Origin of the sequence: Mycolicibacter senuensis (genome assembly GCF_003284925.1) — a bacterium.
GTDB classification, from domain to species: Bacteria; Actinomycetota; Actinomycetes; order Mycobacteriales; family Mycobacteriaceae; genus Mycobacterium; species Mycobacterium algericum_A.
This window is the reverse complement of sequence record NZ_QMEX01000032.1, coordinates 1-15019: the sequence shown is the minus strand read 5'-3', so window position 1 is coordinate 15019 and position 15019 is coordinate 1. Positions and strand designations below refer to the sequence as shown.

Annotated in this window: 4 protein-coding genes; all 4 read right to left on the bottom strand. The window is 68.7% G+C overall.

The features are described from left to right. Positions 1-73: 73 nt before the first annotated feature. Entirely contained in the window at positions 74-4204 is a 4131-nt protein-coding gene (locus tag DQP56_RS10290; RefSeq protein ID WP_112685074.1) for an Eco57I restriction-modification methylase domain-containing protein, read from the bottom strand. 46 nt (positions 4205-4250) lie between these two features. Next, complete coding sequence (locus DQP56_RS10285; RefSeq protein ID WP_112685072.1) at positions 4251-7133, bottom strand: DUF8741 domain-containing protein; 2883 nt, start codon at positions 7131-7133, stop codon at positions 4251-4253. Beyond that, the gene (locus DQP56_RS10280; RefSeq protein ID WP_112685070.1) at positions 7133-12241 is read right to left on the bottom strand and encodes a DEAD/DEAH box helicase; all 5109 of its coding nucleotides are present in this window, start codon (positions 12239-12241) and stop codon (positions 7133-7135) included. Before DQP56_RS10280 ends, DQP56_RS10285 begins: the two co-directional genes overlap by 1 nt. Positions 12242-12471: 230 nt before the next feature. Continuing rightward, on the bottom strand, positions 12472-15019 hold a 2548-nt coding region (locus tag DQP56_RS10275), incomplete at its 5' end, for a cation-translocating P-type ATPase (protein ID WP_133258912.1).

Here is a 15019-nt window from a genome sequence, read left to right as displayed (position 1 = left end):
CATAGCCTCCAGCCGAGTGAGCCGGGGGCGAGATCAGCGGCGCGAGCCTGATTGGGTGTCGGCGACCCTGCGTTCATCTCCGGCCGACTCCGTTCCGGTCTGAGTGCCGTGGACCGTGGCCGGCGGGGATGTCCGCCAGCGATTTCCAGCCGGTGCCGCCGTTGGCGACCGCGGCGGCCATGCGGTCATAGGCACCGAGGACGAGGCGGCGGGTGCGGTACTCGCCGAAGTCACGTTCCTCGTATTTGCGGACGACGAAGAACGAATCGAGGACGTGCTCGGCCTCGTCGCGGCGCAGGCCGTAGATGTGCAGGAAGGCGGCGTCGAGGTCGGCGCGCAGCAGGGCGCGGCGCTCAGGATCCCAGCGGAACGGGGGACCATCATCGCCAAAGTCTTGGGCGTAGGGCTGCAAACGCCAGGAGGTGTAGGAGAGTTCGAGGACGTAGGGGAGCAGCCAGTCGGTGAGGGTTGTCATCGGGTGCCACGGCGTGGGGCGAGTGAAGTAGCCCGGGTTCGGGCACGCCAACTGTTTGACGATGAAGTAAGTCATTCCGGAGCCGCTCAACTTCTGGCGGGCAACGTAATCGAATGCCAAACTTGACCACAGGACGTGAAGTAACGGCCCATCGTGCGGGTTCGTAGGTAGTGCGAGCGGGAATTTGTGGTTGACCGCTGAAACGGGAAATACTGACGGAACGTAGGTGCGTGTATCGCTGGCGCGCGCGATGTCTCGCCAGCCCAGAAGCCACATCCGGTCCCAGCGGTCATTGAGCGCAGCGTCGACTTCGGATTGCTTCACCCAATAGCGGGCCAGCGGTTCGAGGTTGGGGTCGTCGTGCTGCTCATCGGTCAGCCGCGGCAATGCGCCTTTGTTCAACTGGGCCTGGGTGGCGCCGCGGTAGGTCGAGAAGCGGTGGTCGAAGTGGCTGAGCATCTTCGCCTCGTACAGCGGCACATATTCCATGCCGTCCCGCTCGTAGGACCAGCCGTTGAAGGTAGCGTCGGCCAGATCGTCGGGCTGGTGAAACAGCCCGGAGTCGTTGGCCATATGGAACATCGTTGCGAACGACAGCCCCCAGGGATTGCCGTCGGGGTCGTCGTCGCGGATCAGGACGGGGTGGCGGGAGTAGATGCCGAGGGTGATGTCGGCGTCGGTGCGGCTGCGGAACATTGGCAGGGTGCCGGTATTGGGGTTCAGAGCGAGAACCTCGTCGGCGGCCAGCTCAAATCGGCGTTCGGGGACATCTGAAATGTAGCGGGTGTAGAAGGCGAAACGGGTTCGCCCCACCCCGCGCGCAGTGCCGGTCATTGCGGTGACGGCGAAACGGAATTGGTTGTGTACATCGCGAAAGATCTTGGCTTCGTTCTCGAAGTCGTAGAAGGCGTACAGCCGATGACCGCTCAGGGTGTCTCGGAAGAAATCTGAAGTGGTCTTGTCGGTGGCCAGTCCGGTGGGCGTGATGATTCCGGCTGCACCGAGCGGATTGGTGACGGTGCGCATGTTCTCGGCGAAGACGCTGTAAGTGTTGACGTCACCGCGGCCGGTCAACGGGTAGCGGCCGCTTTTGAGCAGAAGGTGTGCGGTGCCATCGGATTGGCGCAGCGCCGCTCGATAGCTGTGATAGAGGTCGTGGTCGGTGTCGGAGAGCCGCTCGATCATCTTCCTGCGAATCGCCGCGGTCGCCGCGCCTTCGATGTCGGGGCGCCCGGCGTTTCCGAAGAACTCCTTGTCCTGGATCTTCACCCGCTCCCACGGCGGGTTGCCGACCACACACGCGAACCCACCGCTCCAACCCGTGGCGACTTCGGCACTGCCGTCATCGGGCACAGTGAAGATGCCGGGGAACTCCAGATGCCAATGGAAGAACCGGTATTGGCGGGCCAGATCATCGACCATCGCCGCTACGACCGCCGGCACTGATTCTGGATTCTCGGACAGCGCCCGCAGGGTGGCGTGGGTGATGCCAGGCCCTAAGGTACTGGCCCCGGTCTTGGGTTGCACGAACGCCGCACACCAGGCGTCGGCGATGCGTTTGGCGGCGATCAGTTCCGGGTCCTCTTCCAGCCGGCGCCACGCGTCGGCGCGGGCCCGCGTGGCGGCGACCGAGGCGGCGTGGCCGGCGTCGGCGTCCAGGGCGGCCTTGGTCAGCCGGCCGGTGGCCACGTCGAGGGTGCCGGCGCCCAACGCCAGGGCGAGCTGGTCGTCGGATTGGCGTTCGGCTTTGTTGCGGGCCTTGAGTTTCTTCGTCCAGTCAGGGTCGTCGTCGCCGAGCACGACGAACGCGGTATCAGGGATGTTGTGGCGCAACAGCTCCGGGGTGGTTCCCAGCAGGGTGTTGCCGACCCGGAAGTGGGCGTCGAGGAACGGCGAGGGCCGGTCGGGATCGAAGGCCTCCAGCCAGAGCGCGACTTTGGTGATCTCGATGGCCAGATCGTTGAGGTCCACCCCGTAGACGCAGCGCTCGATGACGTCGGCGGTGGCCGCACGCAGCTCGGCGGGGCTCGGTTCGGTCTCCCCGGTGCGGACAGTGGCCAGTGCCGTGGCGAGGCGCCGGGCTGCGGCGACCACGAAATGCCCGCTGCCACAGGCCGGGTCGATCACGGTCAGGTCCAGTAGTGCCTGCTGCGGGTCGGGGCTGTTGACCGCGTCCGCGATCAGCGGGTCGAGGGTCTCGTCGAGCACCAGCGCGATCAACGCGGAGGGGGTGTAGTAGGAGCCGGACTTCTTGCGGTCGCTGCCGGTCGCGGTGTCCAGGCTGAAGGTGCGGTCGTCGGCGTGGTAGCGCGGGGTGTAGGCCAGCAGGCCTTCGTACATGCCACCGAGTTCCTCGCTGTCGAGGTTGCGGTAGTCGACCCGTCGCGGTGCGCCCGTGACCGGATCGTCGATCTGCGCCAGTGCGCGCACCGCGGCCAGCAGGTTGCGGTTGGGCAGCACCGCGCCGTCGAGGACGGCCAGCGCGTCGCGGCCGAACATGCTCGCACCCAGCCCGGGCAGCCCCAATTGCGGCAGGCCGTCGCCGGCCAACGCGTCGGTGACGATCCGGTGGGCCTCCCACAGGTCGGTGTGCCAGCCGCCGATCGGCTCGGTGGCCAGCCGGCGCAGCCGTGCGGTGGAGAAGTAGTCAGCGTAGAGCCGGCGGGCTGCCGCGGAGGCATCGCCGGGGTGCAGCAGGTCGCGGTCCTCGACGACGAACAGCACGATCAGCCGGTAGGCGATGTGCAGCAGCGCCCGGTGCAGGTCCTTATCGGCGTCGGACGCGCCGGCGAGGGTGTCGCGCAGCGCGGTGTTGGCGGGGTGGGAGACGAATCCGGTGCCCAACTGCTGCAGGGCGATCGCCACGCCGTCGCGCAGGTTCAATAGCGCGCGGGCGCCGTCGTCGATGGCCGTGGTGCGCCACTGCTCCAACAGGCAGTTGTCCAGCTTGGGGGCAGCCTCATCGAGGTCGGTGTCTTCGCCGTCGGCAGTGTCCCCGGCAGCCTTCTGCGCCGCCTTGGCGGTTTTCTCGTCGAGCCGGGGTGCGAACCGGCTGGCGTGCAGGGTCAAAAACAGCACCCGGAAATCGGCGTAGAGCTGGTCGGCGAAGATCGCGTCCAGGTCGAATTCGACGAAGGACTGGCGGGTCAGCGCCGAGGCGTCGCGCAGCAGCCGCAGCACCCGCCCGTTGGACAGCACCCCCCACAGGGCGCGGTCCTCACGATTCAGGTAGTCCTGCAGCATGGCCTGGGGGGCGCGGGCGGTCACCGACGGGGTCTTGGTGTCCAAGTCGACGCCGGCGCCGAGCAGGTGCAGCGGGGCCCACACCTGCGGGTCGGCGGCATCGGGCCACGACACGCGGTGGGAGATCGGGAAGTGCGGGGCCTCGGTCTCGCCCAGCCCCGGCGGCACCGCGAGCCCGCCGCTCACCACTTCGGGGCGACCCCAGCCGAGCTCGTAGAGCAGCGGCAGCAGCCACTTGTCGCGGGTGAGTTTGGTGGCCGGATCATTGTCGGGCAATTTCGCCAGGGCGGCATGCCAACTGGCGTGAGCGCCCAGCATGGCCTCCCACGCGCGGGCGATCGCGGCGTTGACCGCCATGCCCGGGAGCAGCTGGTAGGCGTCGGCGCTTTGTCCGGGCAGCCGCAGCTCGTTGGCCCGCGGGATCGCTTCGGCAGGCAGGGCGGTGCCAACGGTGCGGACCGCGCGGAACACCGATGCGGTACTCATGCGCCGCTCCTCCTCATCGCTGCGCTCTGCATCGTCGCCGGCGGACTCATTTCGAACTCCCGCCGGGCAGAAAGACATACACGCCGAGAACGTCGGCGGGGGGCAGGAACTTCACCCGGGAGGCTTTACCGCCGGCCTTGGCGGCGGCCCGCACCGCTTGATGCTCGGACACCAGTGCTGCCGCGGCGTCGGTGCCGGTCGTGGCGAGATGCTCAGCCAGGGCGGGCAGCCGGTCCAGGGCACGTCCCAACTGGTGGCGGGCCAGGGTGTCGTCGACGTTGCCGGACGGGCTCAGCGTCAGCAGGGCGTCGACCTCGGGTTGCGGCAGCCAGGTCAGCGTCTCCCCGCTGGCGGTGAACGCCACGAACCGCGCTTCCTCGGCGACCTGGGTGATGGTGGTCGCCGCGCCGGGCAGGGTGATCTCCAAGCGGTGGCGCACCATCAGCAGGGTGGTCACTTTGGCGACGCCGCCGGTGCGCATCACCCCGGCGCGTCGAGCCGGGCGGGCCGACGCATCAAGGCGGGCATCCAAGGCGGCGTCGAGCACATAACGCGACAGCGCCTCCACGCAGGAGTCGGTGCGGGTCAACACGTGGTGGCCCGGCGGCACCGGCAGAGACCGGTGGAAAGTCAGCTTCGCATTCTTGGTGGGCGGCAATTGGTCTCGCACCGCGGCGGGCAGCGTGGCGATCTGAGCGGTGAACCCGTCGGCGGTAACGCTGACCGGCGCCCCCAGCAGGGACAGCGCGCTGCGGGTGAACGACTCCACGTCGGCCGGACCGCCGAGTGCGCGGCGGACCTCGACCAGCGCCTGCTCGACGGTGTCGGGTTTGAGACCGGCCTGGCGGAACCGTGACCGGGATGCCTTCTCCCGCTCGGCGGCATCGCTCCAGGCGACCTCGACCTGCTCGGCCAGCGATGCCGAGGTGGCCGCAGCGAAGTCCAAGGTGAGCTGTTCGGCGTCCTTGCCGCGCAGCAACAACGACTCCCAGATCGCCTTCATCACGGTGGCCGAGTCGACCGGGATCGGCACCGACACCCCGATGCTGCGCTTGATGTGCTCGTGGCGGCGGATCAACACCTGCAGCACGATGCCGTCGATGCCGTTGTCCTCGCCGTAGTAGGTGACGGTGCGCACCACCGGCGCCTGCTGACCGAACCGGTCGACGCGGCCCTCCCGCTGTTCGTGGCGGGTCGGGTTCCAGGCCAGGTCGTAGTGCACCACGGCGGTGAACCCGTCTTGCAGGTTGACGCCTTCGGATAGGCAGTCGGTGGCGATCAGCAGCCGCGGGCCATCATGGGCCGTCAGCGCCGTGACCCGGTCCTCGCGCTCCTCCGGCGGCAGCGTGCCGCTCACCACCTCGATCCTGAGCCCGGGCACCCTGGCCAGGGCGGCACCCAGTTGCTCACCGAGATACTCGGCGGTCGGGATGAAGCGGCAGAACACGATCGGGTGAAACCCGTCGGCGAGCAGGTCTTTGATCAGCGGGATGACCCGTTTGAGTTTGGCGTCGCTGCGCGGTCCCTTGAGGGCATCCGCTGCGGCAGCCAACTCCCGCAGCCGCTTTCGGGCGCGGGCGTCGGGGCTGTCGTCGGTGGCACTGGTGTCGGCGCCGACCGTGACGTCTTCGGCCTCGGTCGTGTCATCGAGATCGGAGTCCAACACGCGGGGTTCGGCGTAGGCGTCGATGACACTCGCGTCGTCGGTTTCGTCTGCGGTCGCGGCCACCGCGGACCGGTTCAGCAAGGTCTGCTGAGCGGCGGCCGGGCTGGAGGCCAGGCAACGCAACAGTGCGATCGCCGACCACCAGCGGACCCGCTGGCGCACTGCGGACAGCTTCGGGTCGGTGACCTGTTCGCGGACGTAGTCCATCACGTCGTCGAACAGGGCGCGGTAGCCGGCGGTCAGCTTGTAGGCGGTCTCGCCGGTCTCTCGCTGCGGGAACGGGGTGTCCTCGTCCAGGTATTCGCGGATATCGGCGCGCCGACGCTGGATCATGAACTCGGCCAGCAGCTTCCGGTCGTCCTCACGGTCCTTGCCGGACAGGTCCGCCGGCAGCTCACCCAGGCGGTTGTCGAGCAGCCCGATCAATGATTGCCAGGCGGTGTCATCGCCGCTGTGTGGGGTCGCGGTCAGCAGCAGCAAATGGCGGTCCCGGGCGTCGGCGAGTTTGCGCAGCAGGGTGTAGCGCAGATGCGCCTGGGTGCCCTGGCCCGCACCGGCGGACGCCACGCAGGTGTGGGCCTCATCCACGATCACCAGTTCTGGGCAGTGCAGCGCGAATTCGTCGCGGCGGGTCTTCTGTTTGATGAAGTCGGTGGAGATCACCAGGTGCGGATAGTGCTGGTAGAGATTCGAGCCGAATGGGACGCTGCGGGATAGCCGGTTGACCGTCGACGGCAACAAGAGCTGGGCGTCGATGCCGAACTTGTGTCGCAGCTCGCTCTGCCACTGCGGCGCCAGTTGCGGCGAGCAGAGCACCACCATCCGCTGCGCGTCACCGGTGGCCAGCAGCTCCGCGGCGATCAGCCCGGCCTCCACCGTCTTGCCGATACCGACCGCGTCGGCGATCAACAGCCGCACCGTGTCCTGGCGGGCCGCCATCAGCAGCGGCACCAACTGATAGTTGCGGGGGGTGACCGCGAGCCGGGCGAACGAGCGGAACGGGCCGCCGCCGGCCTGAAACGACAGGCGCAGCGCGTCTCGCAGCAGCCGGGCCCGGGTGGCGTCACCTCGGTCCTCGATGGCGGGTGGATCGAAGGTTGCCGCTGCGAAGTCGTCGATCCCGGGCAACAGCACGGTGGTCTCGTCCTCGTGACCGCCGAGGGGACGGACCAGCAGTGCCCCATCGGGGGAGCCCGGCAGCACCAGCCAGTCACGGCCGCGCGCCGTGACCAACGCGCCGGCAGGGAAGTCCAGGGTCGTCATCAGATCGCTTTCGGGGAACCGAAGATGTCGGTCTTCTCGGCGAAGGTCTTGAGCCAGCCCGCATCGGCGTCCTGATAGCCGAATCGCAATACCAGCCAACCCGCTTCGTCTTCGAGCTTCATCCGCGCCTGCTCGTCCTTCTGGTGTTGGTATGCGGAATCATGAACGGGCCCGTCGATGAAGACCGCCACATCCATTCCGGCGTTGTGGTAGGCGAAATCGGGCCGCACGTAGTAGCCGTCGACGATCTGCTGGGCATCGTCGGGCAGCCGATAGCCGTGCTCGTCGAGCAGGGTGAGGAACCTGCGCTCCAGTTCGCTGTCGCAGGCTTGCGTGAGCTTTGCCAAGTGCTCGGAGCGTTCCTCGCCGCCGGCTCCGACGGCGATGGTCGCCGTGGCGAGCTGCCGCAGCAGTTCGGTGACACAGTGCCGGTCCAGGTGCTGGTGATCCCACTGGTTGGCATACGACAGCAGGCAGTCGTAGCAGGCCTGCGCACAATCCTCGGTGGCGTGCGGTGCGCGTTTGCGGTCTTCGCCGGTGTCGGGGTCGAAGTGCAGGATCTCCAATGCTTTTCGGGCCACCTGGCGCAACTGGCCGTCCTCGGTGGCCAGCCGGCGCAGGACCCCGGCACCACCTTCGGCGGCCTCGAAGAACAACAGCCGTGACCAGGCGTCATCGCCGGTGTTGCTTGGCAAGGCCTCAGCCGCCAGCTCGCTGTCCTCCAGTTGGTACACGGTCTCGATGCCGCGTTTGAGGGCGTAGGCGGCGGCCATGCGCTGCTCGGTCGGGATCGACGGATCCAGGTGCAGCAGCAGGGCGTTGCGGTGGTCCTCGACGTGCGGGATCACCCGCTGGTAGCGCGGCGCTTCCCCGTGGACGTTGCGGGCCAGGTCCGCCTCGCTGCACCAGCGGCCGTCCACGGTGTCCAGGACGTGGCCCCGAACGTCCTTGTCCTTGCGGCGACGCAGCCCGACGTTCATCCGCCGGATCAGGGCGGTGTCACCATAGGTCATCGTGCCCAGTTGGCTGCCGTCTGCGCTGATCGTGCTGGTGAGCTGCCCGGCACGCTCGCCGTGCGGCACGAACCGGATGCTGGTGACGATCTCATGCCCGGCACGCTGGCGCTCTTCCTCGTCGGCGCTGATCCGGTCTCGGCGGCGGGTCTTGACCGACAGCAGCCGCATCATGTTGGACATGGTGTCCAGCGACGCACTGCCGCAGTGCTGGCATAGGTCCACCGTGGTCGAGTCGTGCAGATAGCCGCAGGCTCCGCAGCGTTTGATCTCGGTGATGGAGACCCCGGTGCCGTCCTCGCGGGCGGGCAGGCTGACCCGGGTCACCTGGTAGCGGGCGCCCTCGTGGTAGATGAACGCGCCGGGCCCGAATTCGCTGATCGCGATGAACCGCGGACGCTGGATGAAGTCGCCCTCACCGTTGCGGGTGCGCCGCTCGGCGGGGATAAACGCCGACAGCGGCAGTCGCGGGAACGAATAGCCGGGCAGGAACCCTTCAGAGGCGAAATACCGGTAGGTGTAGAAGTCGCCCTGCATGATGTCGTCGACCTGGCCTTTGAGCAGGTCGAGCGCGGCGCGAGCCTCCGAAATCCGGCCGCGCGCACGCTGTTTCGAGGCCTCCGAGGCGCCGATGGTCTTCAGGGTGGTGTTGGCGTTGTCCAGTTCGGTCTGCGCGTCGCGGTACAAGCCGCGCCAGCGGTCCGCGGCGCTGTTGAACCGTGCGGGGGCACGCTCGACGGTCTCGGTGACCCAGCTGGGCGACCACCACTGCGCGGTCGTGACCTCGGTAGTGGCGGACAGCACCTGCGTGATCGCCGCGATGGCTGCGGTGCGGCTGGCGGCGGACTCGATGGTCGCCAGCACTTCGGGGCGCAGCGGCTGGCCGGGCTGGTCGATGTCGAGTAGGTCGACCATGCTGACCTTGAGGTCCAGCCCGCATTTCACCAGCCAGATGGCGTGCGCGTGGGCGCGCACCAGATCTTGGTTGCCCAACTCCAGCCGAGGCGGTGCGACGGCCCCGGCGACCATGTCCTGGCTGCGCCGGAAGTAGTAGGCGTCGTGGGCGTTTCCGGTGGCACAGTAGGTCAGCGCGATCGCCGGTTGCCCCGACCGTCCGGCGCGACCCGAGCGCTGGGCGTAGTTGGCCGGGGTGGGCGGGACGTTGCGCATGCCGACCACATTGAGGCTGTTGATGTCGACACCGAGTTCCATGGTGGGCGAGCAGTACAGCACGGGAAGCCGGGCGGCGCTGAACTCGTCCTCGCGCTTCTGCCGCTTGGCCGGTTCCACCTGGGCGGTATGCTCGCGGGCTTCCAACCCGACCAGCGCCTGCGCGGTTTCGGCGTACAGGTCGCGGAAGTACGGATTGACCCGGCCTTGAGCCTGGTTGCCGCGCAGCGGATCCGGTGCGCGGCGCTCGCCGGTACCTGGATGCCATTCGATGAGATCGGCGCGGACCCGATATCCGGTCGGGCGTTTCGGGACTTTGACGCGCGCCAGGATTCCGGCCGTGGCCAGGGTCTCCATCAGCGCTTCGATGATCAACTGGGCGTCGTCGGTCTTGATCGGATGCGGGTGCCCGGGGAAGCGGTTGGGGCGTCGCAGCCAGCGTCCGTAGGCACCCAGCCCGGACAGGTAGAGGTCGGCCCCCGTTCCCGCCGTCTTCGGCCGGCCGCCCGGGTAGGCGGTGCCGCTGTAGGTGCCGGTCTCCTCGGAGATCGCCCACGGATCCTTCAGCCACTCCCGGCTGGTACGGCGCATGCCGTCGAACTTGTCCTCGGTGAGGAACTCGGTTTCGATGCACAGGTTTCGCCGCAGCTCGTCGAGCAGCACATGCATCAGATCGCGGCGCACCGCGGGGTCGGAACTTGCCAGCGGCTCACCGCGGCTCGACCACTTGGATTCGTCGGCGGCCAGTGCGTCCAGGCCGTCGTAGGCCAGCCGGAGTTGACCGGTCTGCTCCAGGTTGGGCATGGTGATGCGCCAACCGCGTTTAAGGTCGGCCCACAGCCGGTAGCTGACCACATCGCGCAGGGCTCGGGCGATCTTCTTACGCGGGACCGGTTCGTCGGCAGTGTCCTCGTCGCGGGCGAAAAACTTCAGACCGGTGCCGCCGAGCGCGGTGACCACCTTCGGGCCGAGATCCTCGTCGGTGAGCGGACCCCCGTGATCACGGGCGGCGCGGTACAACGCCGACCGGATGAGTCCAACCAGCACGAAGTCATTGAAATGGCCGGCCTGCAGGCTGGCGTCCTGTCGATTGTCGCTGAATGCCAGGAACTTACGGGCGACGTCATCGAGGTCGCTTTCCTGGCGCAGGGCGCGAACCACCGACTGCGACAACACCGTGACCGCGCTGGCGCGTCCCTCGGTGCCCAGGCTGGCGACCCGGGAGAACTCCGACTGGCGGACGCTTTCGTAGCTGGTCTTGCACGACGGGCAGAAGTGCAGCCGGTCGAAGAACGCGACCGGCATGCCGTCGTCGGTGATCGTGCCGTATTCATCGACCCGCAGCGAGGCGGGAAGCTTTGATTCCCGGGCCTTGTCGAGGGCCCGGCCCGATCCGGTGTCCACGACCCAGTCGTCGGGCACCAGGTCAAGCAGCGCGAGGTCGCGCGAATCGGGCCGCGGAGTCTCGGTGATGAACAGCAGTCCCTCGGCGTCGGGCTCCTCGGCCAGATCAGATCGAAGGGTGCGCGGGCTGAAGCTCTCCCGCCCGCTCTCCAGATTGACAACCAGGAACTCTTGGCCGCATTCGCGGCAGAACGCCAGCGGGAACAGCGGCTGCCCCAGCGGGCGCCCCGGTGCGCTGCGCTGATACTGCGTAGTCAGATGCCGGGTGGCGGGTGGCTCCAGCGTGGTGTAGACGGTGTCGCCCTTGCCGATGAACTGGTGCAGTTTGAACGCGAACAGGGTGCGTCCCTGGCTGTCGCGGGCCCGGGATCCGGCGAGCAGCAGCTCCTGCAGCTTCGTGTGGCAGATCTGCTGCTCGACTCCGGTGTCGTTACTCAGCTGCTTGGCGGCGTCGGTGAGTTTGGACGGATGGCGGCGGGCGAGGTTGCCTTCATCGTCGTGTCGCAGGCCGAAGTGCTGCTCGGTCCAGACCGCCAGTGGGTCGGCCCGCAGCTGTTCCCAGGCTGACGGTGTGGGTTGGCTGAGCCTGCTGCGCAGGGCAGTCGGTTCCGTTTCCCCGGTTGTCGCGCGGCGCAGGGTCTCGCCGATGATATTGACGGCGGGGATCTGCACGCCGAAGATCCGGGTCGCCAGCTCCGCGACCTCTTGCCGCTGTTCGGCTTTAGTGCCCGGGCCGGCAAGTGTGGCACTGGTGCCGATGCATTGGATGCTCGAGCGGGTGATCGCCCCGCGCAGCCGGCGCACCAACATCGCCACATCGGCGCCTTGCCGGCCCCGGTAGGTGTGCAACTCGTCGAGCACCAGGAACGACAGATTCTCGGCGCTGGCGATCAACGCCTGGCGCTCCCGCGGCCGGGTGAGCATCAGCTCGAGCATGACGTAGTTGGTCAGCAGGATGTCCGGCGGGGATTTCAGCGTCGCTTCACGCTCGTCTTTGCCTTCCTGCCCGGTATAGCGAGCGAAGGTCACCCTGGGGTTGGTGTCGCCGAGGAACTTCTCCAACTCGTTGAACTGGCTATTGGCCAGTGCGTTCATCGGGTAGACGATGATGGCGCGCACGCCCTTGCCCGAGCCCTCCCGCAGCACCCGGTCGACGATCGGCACGATGTAGGACATCGACTTGCCCGACCCGGTGCCGGTGGTCAGCACGTAGGACTCGCCCCGGTTGGCGATCTCGAAGGCGTCGGCCTGGTGGCGGTGGAAGGTGATGGGTTGGCCGGTGGGAGTTCGGAAGATGGCCCCGGCGTCGGGGTGCAGGACTTGGCGATCGATCAGATCACCCACGGTGCCACCCGATTCGAACGCTGGGTTCAGTGCCAGCCATGGTTCCGGCCAGAGCAGCCCGTCGGCGATCTCTGATTCGACCTTCGTCCGGATCTGGGCGTCCTTGATCTCCAGAAAGCCCGTGACGAAGTTTTGGTAGTCATCCAGAACTTCGCCCAGAACGCCGAACGCGTCCACCAGACCTCCCGCGAAAACACCGGACCCACGATTGAGCCGACCATACTGGCCGCGTCCGACAAGTGGAACGCTAGTTCAATTATTGTGGCTAAGTGGCTTTAAGACAGATACCGGTGAGCGGTTCTCAGGACCGTATTCCCGGAGTCGGGCCGCATCGCTGCCGACGGAAGATCGTCGATAACGCCGCGCGCCCGGCACATTCAACCGCCCGGCGGCCGGGATGACCCGCGCTAACGCGGATCGGTGTCGGCGACCCCGATCGTATTCGCCACCACGGTGGGCGCCACCACCGACAGCACGGTGGCCGCGCCGGTGGCGGCGCCCACGCCGGCCCAGGCCACCGGCCCCAGCGGTGTGCATCCGAAGAACTGGCTGAGGACCGGGGTCTGCACGATACCGACCAGCACCACCGCGCTGCCCAGTGCGGTCGCCACCACCAGCGGACTGTGCCGCCGCGTCAACAGCGTCTGCACCAGCTGCGTGCCCACCAGCGCGGTCAATCCCATTGTCGCCGTGCGTCGTTCGGTGCCCGGCGTCCATCGCCCGATCGCCCAGGCGCCGGTCGCGCCGGCGGCGGTGATCGCGCCGCGGGTGATGATGTGGCGCATCAGCGAGGTGTCCAGCGACGGCGCCGGCGCGGACAGGATCGCCCGCTGATGGGCGCGTTCGGCCTCCTCCTCGGCCCGGTCGGGTTCCTCATCTTCGTCGGGTTGCGGGTACTGCGGGGTGACGGCCACCGCCAGCGCGGGGAACATGTCGGTGAGCAGGTTGACCAGCAGCAGCTGCCGGGTGCCCACCGGCGCTCGCCCGGATCCCAGCGCGGTCCCGATGATCGTGAACAGCACCTCGCCGACGTTGCCGCCCACCAAGACGCCGACTGCGTCGCGCACCCCGGTCCACATGCCGCGGCCCTCGACCAGCGCGTCGAGCAGCACCCCCAGATCGTCTTCGGTGAGCACGATGTCGGCCGCGCCGCGCGCCGCCGAGGAGCCGCGGCCGCTGACGCCGACCCCCACGTCGGCCATCCGGATCGCCGCGGCGTCGTTGGCGCCGTCGCCGACCATCGCGGTGACCTGCCCGCTGCGCTGCAGCGCGGCGACGATCTGCACCTTCTGCTCGGGGGTGACCCGGGCGAAGATCTGCGCGCCGGCGGCCAGGTTGGTGAACCCCTCCTCGTCGAGCACCGCCAGCTCGGCCCCGGTGACCTCCGGGGCGTCCGGCGGCAGGCCCAGCTGCCGGGCGATCGCCCGTGCGGTGACCGGATGGTCGCCGGTGATCAGCACCACCTTGTGGTTGACCTCGACCAGCGCCTCGATCAGCGGCCGCGCCGAGGGTCGCAGTGTGTCGGCCAGCCCGACGAAGCCGAGCAGCTCCAACTCGTGTGCGGCGGCGTCGACGGCGTCGGCGTCGGTGGACTCCTCGGCGGTCGGTAGGTCCCAGCGGTGCGCAGCCACCGCGAGCACGCGTAACCCCTGCTCGGCCAGGTGCGAGACCAGCGCTTCGGCCCGTTCGTAGTCGCCGTCGGGGTCGATGAACCGGCAGCGCGGCAAGATGACCTCCGGGGCGCCCTTGAGCAGCAGCATCGGGGCGTCGGTATCGGTTCGCCCGATGGTGGCGGCGTAGCCGCGGCTGGACTCGAACGGCACCTCGGCCAGCACCGTCCACGCCGAATCAGCATCATCGGCGAGTGATGCCGCCGCAGTGAGGATGGCCTCGTCGGTGGCGTGGGCGTGGCCCTGGCCGTCGCGTGGCTGCGTGCACGCCCGGGCCGCGGCCCGCAACGTCCGGGTGTCCAAGCTGCCGGTGTCGTCGGCGGCGGCCATCGGCGGCACGGAACGCACCACCTTGAGGCGGTTCTCGGTCAGGGTGCCGGTTTTGTCGAAGCACACCGTGTCGATGCGGCCCAGCGCCTCCACGGCGCGCGGCGTGCGCACCAGCACCCCGTGTTTGGACAGCCGCTGGGCGGCGGCGAGCTGGGCCAGGGTCGCCACCAGCGGCCGTTCCCGAGGGCCTGCCGCCACCGCGATCGCCACCCCGTCGGCGACCGCCTGGCGCAGCGATGCGCGGTGCAGCAGCGCCAAGCCGGTCACCGCGGCGCCGCCCGCCAGCGTCAGCGGCAGCACCTTGGCGGTCAGCTCGCGCAGCCGGGCCTGCACCCCGGCTGCGGTGTCGACGTCGGCGACCGCCGACAGCGCCCGGCGCGCAGCGGTGCCCGCACCGGTGGCGACCACGATCGCCCGGGCGTGGCCGGCGACGATCGCGGAGCCCTCGAACAGCATGCTGGCCCGTTCGGGGTCGCCGACGGCGACCGCGTCGACCTGCTTGTCCACCGGCAGCGACTCACCGGTGAGCAGCGACTCGTCGACCTCGAGGTCCTCTGCGGTCAGCAGCCGCGCATCAGCAGGCACCACATCGGGGGCGGCCAGGTCGATGACGTCGCCCGGGCGAAGTGATTTCGCGGTCAGTGTGACCGTGCGCCGGCCATGGCGGGCCGCATCCAGGCGGCGCTGGGTCGTTGCGACCGGCGGCAGCACCACTCGGCGGGCCAGCGTGTCCTGCTCGGCGAACAGCTCGGCGACCGCGGCTTCGGCGCGGAGCCGTTGCGCCCCACCGACCAGGGCGTTGGCGGTCATCACACCGGCGACCAGCAGGGCGTCGATGTTGCTGCCGAAGATCGCCGACGCCGCCGCGCCGACCGCCAGGATCGGGGTCAGCGGGTCGGCGAGCTCTTCGCGGGTGGCGGCGAGCAGTTTGCCCACCCGGCCGGCCGGGCCGCGC